Below are 18536 nucleotides of genomic sequence, written 5' to 3'. Positions count from 1 at the left end.
GACACCTTACTTCTCCTCCGGGTCCGTGATAAATGCCTCGCTGTCGTCCTGCGAAAAAGTATAGAGCGGCGGCACCTTGTCGTCCGACACGCCGGGCGCGGAGCCGAACAGCGCGAGCGCGTCTGCCGCGAGCTTCTGCGTGAACAGCCGAAGATCGATGCCCATGGGGCATGCGTTGACGCATGCGTCGCACTCCACACAGCGGCCGGCCTGATGGAACATTCTTACCATGTGGTAAGCGATGGTGTCGGAAAGGCCGTTTGCGGGCGAAAGCCATGCCGGCCTGCGCTGGTCGGCGAAGCACACTTTGCAATAGCAGTTGGGGCAGGCCTCGCGGCACGCGTTGCACCGGATGCACTTCGAGATTTCCCGTTCAAATATTTTCCACCGCTCGGCAAACGGTTTCGCCTCGAACTTTTTCACCCGCGCATAATCCGCCTTTGCCGGTTTTTTGGCTGTTCCGGGAACCACCAGGTCTGCTCCCTGCACCACAGGGCACACGCATTCGGCGCAGGCGCGGGCGGTTTCCTCCTTGCCGGTTGACGACAGGGAAACCATGCCTTCGCACGGCATGGCGATGATCACGACGTTTTCACAAGCGACCTGGTGTTCCTTGACAAGGCCGAGTATCGAGCGGCCGTCGCATCCCTTGGCGATCACCGCAATGCGCGGCGGCTTGTACCCTTCCTTGGGCCGCGCCGGTTTTTCAAACAGCGCGGGAAGGAATGCGGCAAGATTGGCTCTGCAATATTTGTCCCACACGAATTTTTCGCAATCGGCCTCGTTGCGCGCGAAATAAGGCCGCGACGAGTTCGGGCGGGATCCCTCGCGGAACCCGACCACCACGTCGGCCGTGCCTTCCGCGAAGAGCTTCTTCGCCGCCGCCTTCATTTTCTTTTCTGCATCACTCATCATCATGTTCTTTCTTGTCGATTAGCGCCGCCCGTTACGCAATCTGCATGGCGGCGCGTTTTTTCATCGCAATCGTCCGCGGCCCGAGTTTCTTGACATCCGCGACTACTCTTTCGATGAGCGCCGCGAACCGCCCGCCCTCCGACGCCGATACCCATGAAAACTGCACGCGCTCGGGTTCTATGCCGAGATACGTCAGAAAGTTCTTGAGCATGGCGAATTTCCTGCGCGCGACGAGGTTCCCCGAAATATAATGGCAGTCGCCCGGATGGCAGCCGGACACGAGCACGCCGTCGGCCCCTTCCTGCAGCGCCTTGATAATGTACAAGGGGTCAACCCGACCCGAACACGGCACGCGTATCACGCGCACGTTGGCCGGATACTGCATCCTGCTCACGCCGGCAAGGTCGGCGCCGGCATAGGAGCACCAGTTGCAGAGGAACGCCACGATCGTGGGTTCATAGGTCTGGGAAGGCTTGGTCAAGGTTGATCTCCTCATGAAAAAACTCGCCGCAAAGACGCAAAGTACGCAAAGGACGTGAGAATGTTCTTGTACATCATTTTTATCTTTGCGCTCTTTGCGCCTTTGCGGTGCATTGTATTCATATCGTTGCCAGCACGCTCAATATCTGTTCATTTTTGAATCCGTTCAAATCCACCGCGCCCGCCCTGCAGGAGGCGGCGCAGGCGCCGCAGCCCTTGCACAGCGCCTCATTGACAACCGCGATGCGCTTTACCGGGTCGAGTTCGATCGCGCTGTACGCGCACACGGCCGCGCACGCACCGCAGCCCGAGCACAGTTCCTGGCGCACGCTCGAAATCTTGCCCTCGGATTCCAAAGAATCCTTTGACAAAACGGTCGCGGCCCTTCCGGCCGCTGCGCGCGCCTGCGCGATGGTCTCGCTGATGTCCTTGGGATAATGCGCCAGGCCCGCCACGAACACGCCGTCGGTGGCGAAATCAACCGGACGCAGCTTCATGTGCGCCTCGAGGAAGAAACCGTCCTGGTCGAGCGGCACCTTGAGGAACTGGGACAAAGCTTTATTGTCCGGATTGGCCGCGATACCCGTGGAAAGCACCAGGAGCCCGGGGCGAATGGCAAGAGTCTTTTTAAGGACCTCATCCTTTACTTTTACGACAAGATGGCCGCCCTTTACCGAGACTTCCGGTTTTTCGTCCTTGTCAAACCTGACAAATATCACGCCCTTTTCCCGCGCGATCCGGTAGTATTTCTCCCGCAACCCGTAGCTGCGGATGTCGCGGAACAGAATGTACACCGGAATCTTCGGGTTTTTTTCCTTGATCGCGATCGCGTTCTTGATCGCGTTCGAACAGCACACCCTGCTGCAGAAGTCGCGCTTGCCTTCGCGTGAGCCGACGCACTGGATCATAACAATTGATTGCTGATTGCTGATGACTGATTGCAGATTGTCGGAATGCAACAGGTCTTCCAACTGGCGCTGTGTAATGATCCGGGAATCTTTTCCATAGGAATATTCAACCGGTTCATATTGATTTGCGCCGGCCGCGACGATAACGGCGCCATGCTCGAAAACATGGCCGTCCTCAAGTTCAGTCTTGAAATTACCAACATATCCCGCGACGTTTTTGATATTTGACCTCAAATGCGTCTTGATATTCGGATGCTTCTTTACTTTGTCAACAAGTCCTTCCAGCATCGTGCCGGTTTTTTCCCCTGAGAGCGTGGAATGCACATGCAGCAAATTGCCGCCCAGCTCCCCGGTCTTCTCGACAAGCGAGACCGCGTATCCCTGGTCAGCGAGGTCGAGCGCGGCCGTGAGGCCGGCAAGCCCGCCGCCGATCACGAGCGCGCCCCGGTTCACGCCCATTGACTTTTTGTAAAGCGGCGAAGCCAGCTTGACTTTTGCGATCGCCGCGCGCACCAGTCCGCACGCTTTTTCGGTTGCCTTTTGCGGCTCCTTCTGGTGCACCCACGAGCAGTGCTCGCGGATGTTCGCGAACTCGAACAGGTACGGGTTGATGCCCGCGCTTTCGAGCGTTTTCTGGAACAGCGGCTCGTGCGTGCGCGGCGTGCACGCCGCCACCACGAGCCGGTTGAGCCTGTGCTGTTCGATGGCCGCGCGGATGGCCTTCTGCGAGTCCTGCGCGCAGGAGAACATGAGCTCGCCCGCGAACTTGACGCCCGGCAATGTTGCGGCGTATTTCACCACAGCGGGAACGTCCACCACCGAGGCGATGTTGATGCCGCAGCGACAGACGTACACGCCGATCCGCGGCGGCTCGCCGCGAAGGTCCTTCTGGGCCGGCATCTCAACCTTTATCTTTTTCACCGGCAGGCAGCCGAGCACCGTCGCCGCCGCGCTCGCGGCGCCGCTGGCCTCCATAACCGATTCCGGGATGTCCTTGGGGCCGCTCATGCTGCCGCACACGAAAACGCCCTGCTTTACCGTGGACACGGGCGTCATGTCGCCGGTGGCCACGAATCCCGATCCGTCAAGCGTCACGTCGAGGCGGCGGGCGGTAGCCATCGAAAGCGGCGACGGCCGTATGCCCACCGACAGCACGAGCAGGTCGAACGTCGCGCTCTTCACCGTGCCGTCCTGGGTGATATAGCCGATTTTCAGGTCGTTGGTGACCGGGTCGCTCTCCACCGACGAAATGCGGCCATTGACAAATGACGTATCGTGCCGGTCCCTTGCCTTGTCGATGAAACGGTCGAACCCCTTGCCGTAGGCGCGGATGTCCATGTAGAAAATGGTGCTTTTCGCGTTCGGTAAATGTTCCTGGGTGATGATCGCGTCCTTGGCCGCCTGCATGCAGCAGATGGCCGAGCAGTGTTCGCCCGCCGCGGAAAGGTCGCGCGACCCGACGCATTGGAGAATGGCGATTTTCTTGGGTTCCTTTTTGTCGGAAGGCCGCACAATATGGCCGGAGGTGGGGCCGGATGCGCTCAGGAGCCGCTCGTATTCGATGCTCGTGACTACGTTGGGGAAAATGCCGTACCCGTATTCGCCCTTGAGCCGCGCATCGAATTCGGCGGTGCCGCAGGCGAGCACAACGGAGCCTACCTCGAGCGTGAGCACCTCTTCTTTCTGCTTGAAATTGATTGCATTGGTGCCGCACGACTTTTCGCACAGCCTGCATGTTCCTTTGTTAAGATACAGGCATTTTGAGGGGTCGATCACCGCGATCGCCGGCACCGCCTGCGGAAACGGGATGCGGATCGCCTTGGTTTGAGACAATCCCTTATTGTACGGATCCGGCATCTTGGCGGGGCATTTCGATGTGCAAATACCGCACCCGGTGCATTTGCTTTCGTCAACATACCGCGGGTGCTTGAGCACCGTGACCTGAAGGTCGGGCGCCTGTCCCGCAATGCCGGTCACCTCCGCGTTGGTGATGATGCGGAGGTACGGATGGCCTCCCGCCTGCACGAGCTTTGGCGACAGGATGCACATGGCGCAGTCGTTGGTGGGGAACGTTTTGTCAAGCTGGGCCATGCGTCCGCCGATGGACGGCCCGCTCTCCACCAGGAACGTCTCCACGCCCATGTCGGCAAGGTCGAGCGCGGCCTGAATGCCTGCCACGCCGCCGCCGACCACCATCGCTTTTTTATGCGTTGTCATTTTTTCTTGGCATGTTTCTTCGCAACCGTCTTCTTCCCCGCCGCCGCACCCTTCACCAGGTCGCGCCGCAGGGCCTGAGCCTTTTTATCGAATTCTTCCTCTTTGGCAAGCATTTCGGCCGGCGCATACCCGTCGCGCACCGCAAGGTGGCGCAGCGCGCGCATGATGTCGGTGAAATTCACCTGCTGCGGGCACCGCGCGTAGCACCGGTAGCACATCATGCACAGCCAGAGCTCGGGCGAGCGCAGCACCTCCTCGCGCATGCCGAACAGCACTTTACGGATAATAGTGCGGCAGTTGTACCCGTCGTCGATGTTGGTGACCGGGCACCCCGCCGCGCACGTGCCGCAGGCGAAGCACCTGGTGATGTTCGCACCGCCCGGCAAAAGTGCCACTTCCTCGCGGAAGGTCGGGTCAAGGTCTTCGACGATAATAGTATCCTCGTTCGTTTTACTCATCGGTACCTCTCGATTATTCCTTTGTTTTATAACAGATTTCACCGCAAAGACGCAAAGGCCGCAAAGATAAATAGAATTAATAAGAAATCAATTTTTTTGTTTGCGAATCATCTTTCCTTTGCGATCTTTGCGCCTTTGCGGTGATTTTTCATGCCTTTGGCCCCATGCCAGCGATGCACTGGTCCTCGCGCACCACCACACGTACGCCGCCGTCGTTGGACGTCGACCAGTCCTGCGGCCCAATGATCGAGGCGAGCATATCGGTTTTACCGAGCGATTTCGCCCGGTCGTAAATCAGCTGCCACGCGCAATCGGTGTTTTCGCTCACTTCGCATTTGCCGTTGCGCGACCCTCCGCACGGGCCGCTCATCTGGCGCTTGGAGCACCGCGTGATGGGGCAGATGCCGAAATACGATCCGAGCCGGCAGTTGCCGCAGCCCGCGCATTTTTCGGCCCACACGCCTTGCGATTCGAGAATTCCCATGAACTGCGTGTTGAGTCCAGGATATACGGCCTTGCCGGGAAAGCGCTCGGCAAGCGCCTGCACGCCCGCGCCGCACCCGAGCGAAAGGATCGCGTCGTATTCGTTCACGCGCTGCGCGAGCACGTCGATGAACGCGTCCTCGCACTGGCGCTCGATGGTCACCTCGTGCACCAGGGTTTTTTCGCGTCCGGAAAGTTTAAGCGCCATGCGCAGCGCGGAGCCGATGATGCCGGTCTCGCGCTCGCCGCCCGCCAAACACACCGTGACGCACGTTCCGCATCCGACAACAAGCACGCGGTCGTGGTTTTTAACCATATCGCGGATCTCGGGGATCTTCTTGCGGTCTGCAACGATCATTTTTTCCCTCCTTCAATGGCCAATTCGGCCTCAAGCGCCATGTCCGAAATGCCCTGTTCCACGGCTTCCCTGCTTTTGCGCAGCGGGCTCGGTCCGAGCGGCGCCACGCGGTTGTACATTTCTTTAGCGATCTCGGCGAACCGCGGTCCCTCGGCCGACGACAGGTTGAACATCTCGAGCCGCTGCGGCTCGATGCCGGCCTCGGCAAGTATCTCCTTGACGCGCGCGACTCTTTTCTTCGCGCGCAGGTTGCCCTCTAAAAAGTGGCACCCGCCCTCGAGGCATCCCGCGACCAACACGCCGTCAACGCCCTTTTCGAACGCGGCGAGCAGGTAGTTCTCCTCGATCTTTCCCGTGCAGGGAAACCGCAGCACCCGCACGTTGGCCGGATACTGCAGCCGCATCGAGCCCGCCATGTCCGCGGCCGCATAGGCGCAGTAATGGCAGCAGAAGGCAAGGATGACGGGTTGATGGTTCATATCCCTTGATCCCATTTAAAAATTCACCGCAAAGACGCAATGGCCGCAAAGTGATATTTACCCTTAGGAATGGCGACCTTGCATAACATGTTTATTTTTCTAGTATCCATCTATCTTCCAATAATTTTCTTTGCGATCTTTGCGCCTTTGCGGTAATGTTTTACTTTTTCCATCGCGGTTGGGCCACGCCCACCTGTTCCAGATAATCTTTCTCCGCCGCCTTTTCTTCAAACGTACCGGCGAGCAGGCTGTTGATCGCGCCGAGGATCTGCGCGTCAAGGTAATGGTGCAGCGAGACCGCCTTTGCCGGGCACGCCGAAGTGCAGCTGCCGCAGCCCATGCAAACGGCCGCGTCCACCTCAGCCTTGTTGTCCTTGCCGATGCGCGGGGCCAGGTACGGGCACACGTGCACGCAGGTCATGCACGCGATGCACTTGTCGGGATCCACCCAGGCGGTCTGCGCACCCACAGGCATTACTTTACGTGAGAGAATGGTGGCCGCGCGGCCCGCCACCGCGTTTGCCTGCGAAATGGTCTCGCCGATGAACTTCGGCGCGTGCGCCGTGCCGCACAAAAACAATCCCTCGCTCGCGAAATCGACAGGGCGCAGCTTGACATGCGCCTCAAGGAAGAACCCGTCCGCGTTGAGCGGCACGCGCAACAGCTCCGAAATCTCCTGCCGGTCTTCCGCGGCAACGATGGGCGCCGCAAGAACGAGCAGGTCCGGTTTCATCTGCAACTGGCGGCCGAGCACCGCGTCGAAGGTCTTCACCAAGAGCGGCTCGTTTTCCGTTACCATTGGCGGCTTGTTTTCGTCGTAGCGCACAAAGAGAATGCCTTTCTCGCGCGCCTCTTTATACGCCGCCTCGCGGAACCCGTAGGTGCGCATCTCGCGGTACAGCACCACGATCGCGGCCTTGGGATACCGTTTGCGCAACAGTAAAGCATTCTTGATCGCCGAGGTGCAGCACACCCTGCTGCAGTACGGACGTTCCTTGTTGCGCTGGTCAACGCATTGTATCATCACGATGGAGGCTTTTTCCGGTATGGAAAGCTCGTTGCGGCCGAGTTTTTCCGACAACTCGAGCTGGGTGACCACTTTCGGGTTTTTTCCATATCCGTACGACTGTGGCTTTCCCTCGGCGGCGCCGGTGGCGACAATCACCACGCCGTGTTCGACCTTTACGGTTGTTTCCGGGGCCACAATCTCAGATGTAAAGTCGCCCACGTGACCGTCAACCTTTTTCACTTTCGACTTGAGGTGCACAATGATTTTCGGGTGCGACGTGACGCGGCCGATGGCCTGCGACAGGTGCGCCTCCACGCTGCCGCCGTCGAGCGTTTGGTACACGCGGGCCGCCATGCCGCCGAGCGTGTTTTCCTTTTCGACAAGATGCACCGGAAATCCCTGGTCCGCGATGGCCAGCGCCGCAGTGAGGCCGGCCAGCCCGCCGCCGATCACGAGCGCCGCGCCCTTCACGGGCACGGTGGATTCCGTAAGCGGGGCAAGGCCCACGGTGCGGCCCACGGTCATGCGCACGAGGTCTTTTGCTTTTGCCGTTGCCTTGTCCGGCTCGGCAGAGTGCACCCACGAGCACTGGTCACGGATGTTTGCCATTTCGAGCAGGTACGGGTTGAGGCCCGCGTCGCGGAGCGTGTCGCGGAAAATCGCCTCGTGCGTACGCGGCGTGCACGACGCCACGATCACGCGGTTGAGCCGGTGCTTGATGATCTTTTCCTTGATCTGGTCCTGCGTGTCGTCGGCGCAGGTGTAGGTGTTGCGTTCCGCAAGCACCACGTAGGGCAGCTTCCGTGCCGACTGCACCACGGCCTCGACGTCGACCACGGACGCGATGTTGCTGCCGCAGTGGCAGATGAACACGCCCACGCGCGGCGGCTCGTCCGTGATGTCGCGCTCCGGCGGATAGATCTTGGTCTTTACGGCAGTGCCGCGGGCCGGGGCAAGCAGCGCCATCGCCTTTGCCGCCACGGCGGACGCTTGCATCACGGTATCGGGAATGTCTTTGGGCTCGGAGAACACGCCGCCGACGAAAACGCCGGGACGTGAAGTTTCCAAAGGAGAAAGCTCGGTCGTGTTTGCAAAGCCCCACTGGTTCAGCATCACGTTGAAGCGCTCTGCCTGTTCCCTGATGCTCGCGCTGGGCTCGAGGCCGAGCGACAGCACCACGAGGTCGTGCTCGCTGGTCACGATGCGGTTGTCATCGTTGACATAGGTGATTTTAAGGTTTTTCGTTTCATTTACTTCCTCAACGGAGGACGGACGGCAGCGTACATACGAAACGCCCATTTCCTTTGCGCGGTCAAGATACCGGTCAAAATCCTTTCCGTAGGCGCGCATGTCCATGTAGTACACCGTTACCAGAGCGTCGGGCTCATGCGTTTTTGTCAATATCGCCTCTTTGGTGGCGGCCATGCAGCACACGGCGGAGCAGAAATCATTGCATACCTTGTTGTCGCGCGAGCCCACGCACTGTATGAACGCGATGCGCCTGGGCGTCGTGTCGTCGGACGGCCGCCGCACATGGCCCTTGGTGGGGCCGGCCGCGGAAAGGATGCGCTCGAATTGCGTGTTGGCGATGACGTTTGAATCGTACCCGGAGCCGTATTCGATGCGGCGCAGCGGGTCGAACGCGGAGAAGCCGGGCGTCAGCAGCACCGCGCCCACGTCGATCTCGCGCGTTGCCTCCTTCTGCTCGTACTCTATGGCGCCCGCGCCGCACACCTCCGAGCACAGGCCGCATTCTCCTGTTGTCAACTTGACGCAGGTCTTGGGGTCTATCGAAGGCACGCGCGGCACCGCCTGCGGGTGCGCGAAGTCGATGTTGGGACGCGCCTCCAAAAACTGGTTGAACGCCGTGGCGTGTTTTTTGGTGCGCCGTGCGGCGACCTCGGTGTGATCGGACGTTCCTGCCGGACACACAAAATCGCAGGCACCGCATACCTGGCACTGCTCGCTCTTCTCGTCGAACGCTGGCTTCACCTCGCGGCCCGCGCCGCGGCCGTAAATGCCTATTGCGCCGCGGCCCATGAGGTCGGCGCAGACTTTCACGCACAGGCCGCACAGAATGCAGTCGCCGCCATCCTTTTTCGCAAACGGCGTTGAGGCCACCCCCAGGCCCGCGGCGAATTCCGCTATCTTTTTTGATTCCGGCGCCTGGGCAAGGAGCAGCTCGAGGACCACCTTCCTGTTGTCAAGCACAAACGGCGTGTCGGTCTTTACCTTCATGCCGCTTTCCACCGGGTAATTGCACGACGAGACGATTTTGGGGCCGCGCGGTGTCTCGAGCTCGACGATGCACACGCGGCAAGCGCCGATCGGTTCCATGCCGCGGTAGTTGCACAGCGTGGGGATCGCGATTCCCATCTGCCGCGCCGCGTTGAGAACGGTGGTGCCCGGCGCGAAGTCGGACGTCCGCCCGTCGATGGTTACCGTGATTTTATCTGGTGCCGCTTTTTCCATTTTTCTCTTTTTCCAAGCCTACAATAACACTCTCAGCCGTTTCTCAAGACCTTCACCGCAGAGACGCGGAGGACGCAGAAAAGATAAATAGTTTAGAGTTTGAAGTTGAAAGTTGGACGTGTCTTATTTGAATCGTTACTTTCAACCTCCAACTTCCAACTCCGTTTTCTCAGCGTTCTCTGTGCCTCTGTGGCAATCTTTTTTTACTTTCATCGAACACACGCCAGCAGGGCATTTTCTTCCCGCGATGTGCATGTCGATCTCGTCCCTGAAATGCGTCAGCGCGTTTGCCACCGGCCCGGAGGCCGTGTTGCCGAGCCCGCACACCGCGGTGGCGTTCATGGCCCTGCTCAACCGCTCGAGGCTTGCAATAGTGTCCGCGTTTGCCCTGCCACTGGCAATGTCGTCGAGCATGCCATACATCTGTTTGGTGCCCTCGCGGCACGGCGTGCACCTGCCGCACGACTCATCCACGAAAAACCCGAGCAGAAAGCGCGTCATGTCGACCACGCAGCTGTCCTGGTCCATCACGATGATGCCGCCCGTGCCCATGTTGGCCGATTTTCCCGGAATGTCAACCGAGTCGATCGCCAGGTCGAGCATCGACGGCGGGATGCACCCGACCGAAGGCCCGCCGATCTGCACGGCCTTGCACGCCTTGCCGTCCCGCACGCCGCCCCCCATTCCGTAAATCATTTCGCGCAGCGTGATGCCGAACGGCACTTCCACGAGCCCGGCGTTGTTCACCGACCCCTCGAGCGAATAAATCGTGGTGCCCGTGGTGTTCTTGGTGCCCATTGACGCATACCACTGCGCGCCGCGGGTGAGGATCGGCGCCACGCTCGCCCAGGTCTTGACGTTGTTCACCACCGTGGGTTTTCCCCACAGCCCTGCGGTCACCGGGAACGGCGGCCTTGCGCGCGGCTCGCCCGCATGCCCTTCGATGGATTCGATGAGGCCGGTCTCCTCGCCGCACACGTACGCGCCGGCGCCGCGGCGCACCGAAAGCGAGAAAGACCATCCGCTGCCGAAAATGTTTTTGCCGAGCAGGCCGAGCTTTTCCGCCTCGTCAATGGCGTGTTCGAGTATCGCTATGGCAAGCGGGTATTCGCTGCGCACGTACACGAAACCCTGGCGCGCGCCGATGGCGTACGAGCCCACGATCATTCCCTCGATGACGGCGTGCGGGTCGCCCTCGATCACGGTGCGGTCCATTGACGAACCGGGAGCGCCCTCGTCCGCATTGCACACTATGTATTTCACGTCGCCCTTTGCGTTGCGCGCGAACTTCCATTTTTGTCCGGTGGGGAAATACGCGCCGCCGCGGCCGCGAAGGCCGGACGCTAGAATTTCCTCGATCACCTGTTCGGGTTTCATCGTGGTGAGCGCCTTAAGCGCACCCCGGTACGCCCCGCGCGCTATTGCCTCTTCGATGGACATCGGATCGATGGATCCGCAGCTGCGCATGATGATTCTCTTCTGTCCGCGCATGAAATCGAGCTGCGACCATTCGGGTATGGTCTGCGCCGCCGGAATTGTTCCGTAAGCATGCGACTCGCCGGTGAGCACATGATCCTCACCGGTAAACCTGCCGAGCGCCGCCTCCGGGCTGACGGCACCGTTTGTAAAGTACGCCGAAAGCACCTCGCGGGTCTTTTCCGGCGTCATGTTGCCGAAGCTGATGCGCGGACCGTTGGGCAGCACCATGTCGAGCAGGGGTTCGCGGCTGCAGAACCCGATGCAACCGGTTTTCTTGACAACCGCGTCGGCCTTGAATTTCTTCACGGTCGCGACCGCCGCGTCTTCCACCTTTTGCGCGCCCATGGCAAGGCCGCACGTTGCGGACCCCACGAGGATCTTAAGCCCCCCGGGATACAGCGTGGCGCTCCCCGCCTTTGCAAGGCGGTCGAGGTCGGCCGATGTCTTTACCGTATCGCTCATTTGAATTGTCCCAATATTTTATCAAGATCGCTTATGTCAACCCTGCCGAAGCTCACGTCGTCGACGCGCATGGACGGCGACAGCGCGCACAGCCCGAGACAGCGCACGGTCTTTAAGGTAAACCGGCCTTGTTTATCGGTGCCGCCTTCGGAAACGCCGAGTCTTTTCTCCAGCGCCGCGAGCAGCTTCTGTGAATGCCGAGAATGGCAGCTCGTACCGTTGCACACCTGTATCACGTGCCTTCCCGGCGCATCAAACCCCATCTTGTCGTAAAAACTCGCCACCGTGAGCACCTGCGCGATCGGAATTTCGAGCCGCGCCGCGGCATGTTCGAGCAGCGGCCGCGGCAGGTAGCCGCGGATCCTGTTGATCGCCTCCAACACCGGCATAAGCGCGCCCGGGTCGCCCTTGTGCTTTTCCACGAGGCCGTCGAGCAGGTCCTGGTCTTTCTTGTCAAGCGCCTCCTCCACGACCACGGCCGACACCTCCTGCGGTACGTTGCGCACCGGGCAGCGCTCCACGCAGTCGCCGCAGCCGGTGCACTTGTCCTCGTTGACGTAGCGCGGCCGCACCGACAGCGTCGCGGTGAAGTTGCCGGCTTCGCCGGAAAGATTCTTCACCTGCGCCATGGTGATCACTTCGATGTTCAGGTCGCGCATGCACGCCACCACCTTGGGAGAGATGATGCACGTGGCGCAGTCGCCCGTGGGGAACGTTTTGTCGAGCCGCGCCATGTTGCCGCCGATGGTGGGGCTCTCCTCCACGAGGTACACGTAGAACCCGGATGACGCGAGGTCGAGCGACGCCTGTATGCCCGCGATCCCGCCGCCGCACACAAGCACGGCGCCGACCGGGGCCTTCTTGACCTGTGCCGCGGGTTGTGTTTCTTTTATGGTATCAACGGTCATTCTTTACTTCCATATTAATTCTTAAAAAAACATGCACCGCAAAGACGCAAAGATCGCAAAGCACTTTTTTAATTTTAAAAGGTTGCCTTTTAAATTTTCTCAAAGGTTAATGCCTTTTTCCTTAGTAAAAATCCACATTCATCTTTGCGCACTTTGCGCCTTTGCGGTGAATTTTATTCCCCGACTTCTTCCGTCTCTTCTTCCGCCGACTTGCCCTTCGGCATCACCTTGCGGTACACCTGCGACGGCTTTTTCAGTACGCCGTCAACCGTAAGCAGGTCGCGTCCGACACGGATATCGAACAGCCGCTCGTTCTCCTCAAGGTACGGCAGGATGAGCTTCCAGTCGGCCTCCGTGAACCGGCCGTACATGCCGCCGTTGAGCTGCTCCGCCACGAGCGTGCGCTTCGGGTCGCGCACGTAAATCGCGCCGCCCGACGCCAGCGACAGCAGGTTGCTGCCCGGATACGGCAGGTCGAGCGGGACGATGTCGCCGTTGTCCTCCACCTTGAGGCCGTTTACAACCGCGAACCCTCCGCCGTTGAGCGCGTCGCCGGCCATGAACGATTCGGCGAGAAAGTCCAGCGCGGTCCCGTTGATCACCACTTTTGGTTTTCCCACCGCGTTGATCATGGGCCTTCCGGCCGCGTTGCCCATCACGAAGATGTCGCCGCCCTTTGCGCCGTAGAGAAACGTCTGGCCCACGTCGCCGTAGATCACCACCTTTCCGCGCTTGGCGATCTGGCACAACTGGTCCTGCGCGTTTCCGTGCACGTACGCCTCGAGGCCGTCCACGCCCGAGGCGAGGTAATCTCCGGGATTGTCGTAACAGTCGACGCGCAGGCCGTCGGTGGCCGGGCCGAACCCAGCGGCGTGGAAGCGCGTGCCGCGCGAGTTGTAATGCACGATGCGGCGCCAGCCGAGCTTGTATGCGTCAACGGCAAGGGACGCGTCGCAGCCGGCGCCCTCGGCCGCGAACCCGCGCGCGTCAATGAGCAGTGTTTTTTCCGGGCCCGTCGGTGAGCGCAGCGCCGCTCTTGTGTCAAGATTGATGCGCCGGCACACGGCCTCGCCCTCCTGCGTGAACAGCGGCTGCGCGGAGAATATCGCGTCGAGCCCCTGGCGCAGCGCCGCGATCACGGAGCTGCGTTTCTTGGCGCCCGTGGGATACCTCCGGTCGATACACAGCGTGAGCGCCTCGATGGCAAGCATCGGCGCTTTTATCGCGGTTTGTGACGCGATCTCGCTCACGCACCAGCGGAGCCGGTTGTAATCCACGGCATGGATGTTTTTCCTCAGATGCTCATAGATCGGCCGCGGGTCGTTTTTGTCAAGCGCCTCTTCGATCGCTCTCTTGTCCTGCGTTGTATCGGAAGGCACCGAGACCGGCGTTGAAAAATCGCAATGTTTCTGGCCCGGCCGTGTGTTCACGGGCTGGCCGAACTTGTTGGTCACCTGCAGCTTGTAATGCGGCGCGCCGCTTCCGGCGCCGTCGGGCGCAACATTAATGAGGAACGCGCCGCCGTCGTTGGCGCTGCCGCCGCGTGCGTTCCAGTACATGTCTGCGATCGGCGAGAACCGCGCGTCCTCGCGCGACAGGCTCGCCAGCGTGGCGTCGATGGCCTGCTTCTCGGAGCAGATGAGGCCGATGGACACCTCGCCCTCCTGCAGCGCGAACACCTGCGGCCGCAGCATGGCGGTGTCGGTGATGCCGAGGAGCTGGAATCCCGCTTTGTCAAGGTTGCGCGCGATGATGAAAAACCACGGGCCGTCGGGCGACGAATGGATCTGCGCCGCCTGGATCTCGCGGTAGATGCGCTGCTTTTCGGCGGGCAGCCGGTCAAAGTCGAGCTCCGTGGTGGGCGCCAGCGATTCGATGATGTATTCCACCGGGTATTTGTAGGCGCGGTTCATGAGGTCGAACAGCATGATCGACGCCTCGGTGTCGGTGAGGAACTGCGGGAAAAGGTTGCGCTGCGCCAGGTATTCGCACACCGATACGTAGTTGGCGAAGTCGCCGTTGTGCACGAGCGCCTCGTTCATGCCGATGAAGGGGTGGCAGCCGCCCGGGTGCCACACGCGGCCGCGCGTGGGATAGCGCTGGTGCGCGATCCACACGTGCGCCCGCGAGTTCTCCATGCAGTAGTACTGCACCACGGCCTCGGCGTATCCCACCACCTTGAGGATGATGAGGTTGCGGGCGTGCGACAGCACGAACGCGCGCTTCTCGCCGAGCGAGGCGTAGAATTTCGCGTTGAGCCTGAAGGAGTTCTGGAACACGAACTCGTCCTCGATTTCGCGCCTGTCAAGATTCAACAGGTCCTTCTCTTTTGCAAACGCGGCGAGGACGTCCTGCTTGGGCCTCACGAAGTACCGCGCCACGTCGGGGGGCTTCACCTCGAGCAGCTGCACGTCGCGGAAGTCCTTGACGGTGGGGATTATGCCGCCCTGGTCGATGGTGAAGAACGGCTCGATGAATTCCTTTTCAACCTCTCCCCGTGCGCCGGGGTCGAGGAGCGCGACCTGCAGGCAGTAGTCCTGCTCAAGCACGCTGCGGGAAACGCCGAAGTCCTCGGGCACCAAGCCGCACGCCGCTATGCCGCCGCCCTTGCCGTTGCCCCTGTTGCGCATCTGGATGCTCGGCTCGTAGATGTGCTTTCCGCGCACCGGCACGGTGCAGGCGAATCCGGTGACCCCGCAGCCGCCTTCGGCTTCCTGCGGCTTACCGAGCCATTCGCCTGGGGGACGGAGTCCGTCCCGGCTTCGAATGAGGGCGATTGCGCGGTCGGATGTCATCTCTTCCCTCGGTCGCTTTCATAATCCAAATGCATAAGTAAATCCGTTCTTCCCCGTAAAGCAGTCACCGAATCAAGGCCAAGCCGGTATAAAATATCAACAAGGCATTCCCGGAATGCATGGTGCATGTTGACGAGGCGCTGGGTTGCCCAGTCAACCGTGAAAAGCTGGTGCAGCTCGGCGTCGGTGGTGCAGATGCCGCGCGCACACCCGCGTCCGCTCTCGCAGCAGCCGCAGCGGATGCAGCCGAGCGCGACAAGCTCTGCGGTGCCGATCACGATGCCGTCGGCGCCCATGGCGATGGCCTTGGCGATGTCCCATGGATTGCGGATGCCGCCCGACACGATGAGCGTGACCTCGTCGCGCACGCCCTCGGCCGTCAGAAACTGGTGCACGTTGCTTATCGCGTATTCGATGGGCATGGCGATGTTCTTCTTGGCGATGTTCGGCGCGGCGCCGGTGCCGCCGTAGCTGCCGTCCATGTGCACGATGTGCGCGCCCGCGCAGTACGAGCCCACGGCCACCATCTCCACGTCGTTGGGCGTGGACACCTTTGCCGAGAGCAGCGCGGTGCGGTTGACATGCGCGATCCAGTCGAGGTGCTTCTTGTGGTCCTCGATGGAATACACGCTGTGGAACGGGAACGGCGAGAACAGGCTCGTGCCCACCACGGCCTCGCGCATGGCGGCCACGGCCGGCGTGTTCTTGTCGCCAAGAAGGTGCCCGCCCAGGCCGGGTTTGGCGCCCTGCGCGTACTTGAATTCCACGATGCGCGCGCGCTGGATGGTCTCCTCGCGCACGCCGAAAAGCCCGGTTGCGACCTGGGTGATCATGTAATCTTTATAGGGAATAAAACGCTCCGGGTAGCCGCCCTCGCCCGTGCAGCTGAAGGTGTTCCACGCCTTTGCGGCGCGCACCTTTCCGAGCTGCGCGCGGATATTGGTGGAGCCGAACGACATGCCGCCGCCGTACCACGGAACGTCGATGGTGATCTTCGGCCGCGGATCGTTCTTCCTTTTGTTAAGAAGAAGCTTTGTCGAAATGTCCTCGCGCCGCAGGTCCTTGGGCGGTTTTTCCGGGAACACGAACCGCAGCCGGTCGAACCCGCCGCCCGAATTCCCTATCTGGCTTTCCAGATGCGAAGGCGGCTGTTTCCCGGTCTCGGCCATGTGCCAGTTGCTCGCCAGGAGATCGGGTGTCCAGCGGTAATCGCCGAGCGTCTTGAACACCGGGTTTTCGTCGAGTGAGAGCGCGCCCTTGGGGCAATTGGTGATGCAGAACCGTCCGGCCTTTTCGCAGTCCGGGCCGATGCACCGGTAATCGAGCGGCCGGATCACCTGGCGGTAGCCCTCGGGCCGCTGGTGCACGCCGTACTGGCAGATCTCGACGCATTTCCCGCAGTTGACGCAGGTTGACGCGCGGTGGATGCTGTATTTCCCCATCTCGTTGCGGTACCGCGGCGGCGCGATGCGCACCTGGCGCGGGATGTCGGCGAATTCCGGCTTGGAGGAGAACTCCTCGGCGCTCTGGGGACGATTGATTTTTTCGGTTGCGACGGCCATAAAAAGCTACTGGTTAATTTCTATTTTTGATATGAAAAATTCACCGCAAAGACACAAAGATCGCAAAGTAAAACAGAATTATATTTCATTTTTTTCTCATCGGTCATTTTCTTCTTTGCGTACTTTGCGCCTTTGCGGTGCGTCTAATTTTCAAACCCAACCGAATCAACAGGCATCCTTCCTTTTACCAAAGATTCTTCCGAACGCCGCCGCCTCCAAATCCTCGAAGAACATACAGCGGCCAGTCTCGCCGCGCAGGCGCCTCGCCTCGCGTATCCCCATGGCGCCCAGCATCTCGAGCAGCTGGCTGTGCCACGAGCCCATGAGGTTCTTGAGCCTGCCCGCGCCGTATTTCACGTCGATGCCAGCCAGGTCAACCTGGCACGGCTCGCCCCTTTCGCATTCGCCGCACAGCCTGCAGTCCATGGCGAGAATGAGCGGGATATCGACCGTCACAAGGTCGGCGCCGCAGATGATCGCCTTTGCCATGTGCTCGGGAAGCGCGATGCCGCCCGAGGCGATGAGCGTGATCTCGTCGCGGATCGCTTCCTTGACAAGCGCCTTGTGCGTCTCGCGCACGGCGTCGCGCACATGACGGGGCTTGGCCGCGCCTGTTTCCCTGCCGTGCTTGTCGAACACGAGGTTCACCGCTTCCACGCCCCGGCGGGCAAGGTCCAGCACGCGCGCCGCGGTGTCCGGTCCGGCATTCATTCTCACCGCAATGATCCGCTTGGGATTTTCCTTTTTAAGGGCCGTGATGAGATCGGAAACCTTTTCGGAGTCCGGGACGATCACCATGGCCGCGCCTGCCGCGGAAGGTTCCTGTTTGTCAATCAGCGGCACGATGTTGTTCATCCTGCCGGCATGTTTCTCGGCCAGATCGAGGGGAAGCACGGCAAGGAGCCCGAGGTCTCCCGCCGCGGAAAGAATCGACTCAATGACTGCATCATGGCGCCACCGCGCCGGAATATCGCCGAACATGAGCGGCAGCGGGCTCTGGATGAGCGGCGGCGCCTCGCCGACAAGGTTCATGCCGTCGAAGGAAAGACGCGGCCGCTTGCGGCCGATATCCACGCCGGTGTTGATGTATTCGCGTCCGTGAATGCCGTCGCGCGTGGGCCGCACGATCTCCGACATGTCGGTCCACATGGAATCGAACCCCTGGCCCGAAAACGGGCCGCCGTAGCCGCAGCCCGACACGGGCACCGCGCCGGTCTCGGCCTGGTACCAGGTGGTAAGCACGATGTCGGGGGTATAGTAGCCGTCGCCGAGCCGCTCGTATTCGGGGTTCACCACGCGCGTGAGGATGTTCTTGGTGCAGTTCTGCACGCAGGTGAGGCAGCCTTTGCATTGGTAAATGTAGTCCAGATAGCCCAGCTCCTGGTGCAGGGCGTCGTATTCCTCGCGGTACAGGTTGTACACGCAGCCTTTTTTCACGCAGTTCTTGCAACTCGAGCAGTCTTCCCGCCAGTCAACAATGCCGAGTTTGCCCTCGGGCCTGATGCGCGGCGGCGTCAGATGCGTATGGACGTGGTATTTCGCGGACATTTA

The 18536-nt window shown here is 60.7% G+C and carries 12 protein-coding genes and 1 pseudogene; all 13 read right to left on the bottom strand.

Annotated features, from left to right (window positions below; translation table 11 throughout):
• Positions 1-6: 6 nt before the first annotated feature.
• Positions 7-918, bottom strand: coding sequence for a hypothetical protein (locus VLX68_09800; GenBank protein HUI92526.1), 912 nt, complete (start codon positions 916-918; stop codon positions 7-9).
• A 28-nt stretch (positions 919-946) separates the two neighbouring features.
• Positions 947-1396 (bottom strand): hydrogenase iron-sulfur subunit, encoded by a 450-nt coding sequence (locus tag VLX68_09795; GenBank protein ID HUI92525.1) that lies wholly within the window; start codon positions 1394-1396, stop codon positions 947-949.
• Positions 1397-1514: 118 nt separating this feature from the next.
• Positions 1515-4520, bottom strand: a complete 3006-nt coding sequence (locus VLX68_09790; protein ID HUI92524.1) for a CoB--CoM heterodisulfide reductase iron-sulfur subunit A family protein — start codon at positions 4518-4520, stop codon at positions 1515-1517.
• Positions 4517-4978: a 4Fe-4S dicluster domain-containing protein gene (locus VLX68_09785; GenBank protein ID HUI92523.1), complete on the bottom strand. Its 462-nt coding sequence runs from the start codon at positions 4976-4978 to the stop codon at positions 4517-4519. Before VLX68_09785 ends, VLX68_09790 begins: the two co-directional genes overlap by 4 nt.
• Before the next feature lie 148 nt (positions 4979-5126).
• Positions 5127-5819: a methylenetetrahydrofolate reductase C-terminal domain-containing protein gene (locus tag VLX68_09780; protein HUI92522.1), complete on the bottom strand. Its 693-nt coding sequence runs from the start codon at positions 5817-5819 to the stop codon at positions 5127-5129.
• On the bottom strand, positions 5816-6298 hold the full coding sequence (locus VLX68_09775; GenBank protein HUI92521.1) for a hydrogenase iron-sulfur subunit: 483 nt from the start codon (positions 6296-6298) through the stop codon (positions 5816-5818). Before VLX68_09775 ends, VLX68_09780 begins: the two co-directional genes overlap by 4 nt.
• 160 nt (positions 6299-6458) lie before the next feature.
• The gene (locus VLX68_09770) at positions 6459-9779 is read right to left on the bottom strand and encodes a 2Fe-2S iron-sulfur cluster-binding protein (GenBank protein ID HUI92520.1); all 3321 of its coding nucleotides are present in this window, start codon (positions 9777-9779) and stop codon (positions 6459-6461) included.
• A gap of 141 nt (positions 9780-9920) precedes the next feature.
• Positions 9921-11720 carry an NADH-quinone oxidoreductase subunit NuoF gene (nuoF, locus tag VLX68_09765; protein HUI92519.1) on the bottom strand — a complete coding sequence of 600 codons (1800 nt, stop codon included), beginning with the start codon at positions 11718-11720 and terminating at the stop codon, positions 9921-9923.
• Positions 11717-12142: an NAD(P)H-dependent oxidoreductase subunit E gene (locus tag VLX68_09760; GenBank protein HUI92518.1), complete on the bottom strand. Its 426-nt coding sequence runs from the start codon at positions 12140-12142 to the stop codon at positions 11717-11719. Before VLX68_09760 ends, nuoF begins: the two co-directional genes overlap by 4 nt.
• A 78-nt stretch (positions 12143-12220) precedes the next feature.
• Positions 12221-12628: pseudogene (locus VLX68_09755) on the bottom strand (FAD-dependent oxidoreductase).
• A gap of 173 nt (positions 12629-12801) precedes the next feature.
• A complete protein-coding gene (locus VLX68_09750) occupies positions 12802-15423 on the bottom strand; it encodes a hypothetical protein (protein ID HUI92517.1) in 2622 nt (873 codons plus the stop codon).
• Entirely contained in the window at positions 15420-16985 is a 1566-nt protein-coding gene (locus tag VLX68_09745) for a glutamate synthase-related protein (GenBank protein ID HUI92516.1), read from the bottom strand. Before VLX68_09745 ends, VLX68_09750 begins: the two co-directional genes overlap by 4 nt.
• 165 nt (positions 16986-17150) lie before the next feature.
• Positions 17151-18533 carry a glutamate synthase-related protein gene (locus tag VLX68_09740; protein ID HUI92515.1) on the bottom strand — a complete coding sequence of 461 codons (1383 nt, stop codon included), beginning with the start codon at positions 18531-18533 and terminating at the stop codon, positions 17151-17153.
• Positions 18534-18536: the final 3 nt, after the last annotated feature.

It is taken from the genome of Chitinivibrionales bacterium (assembly GCA_035516255.1).
Classification (GTDB): domain Bacteria; phylum Fibrobacterota; class Chitinivibrionia; order Chitinivibrionales; family FEN-1185; genus FEN-1185.
Note: the sequence above shows the minus strand (reverse complement) of the source record. Positions and strands in the feature narration are given on the sequence as shown.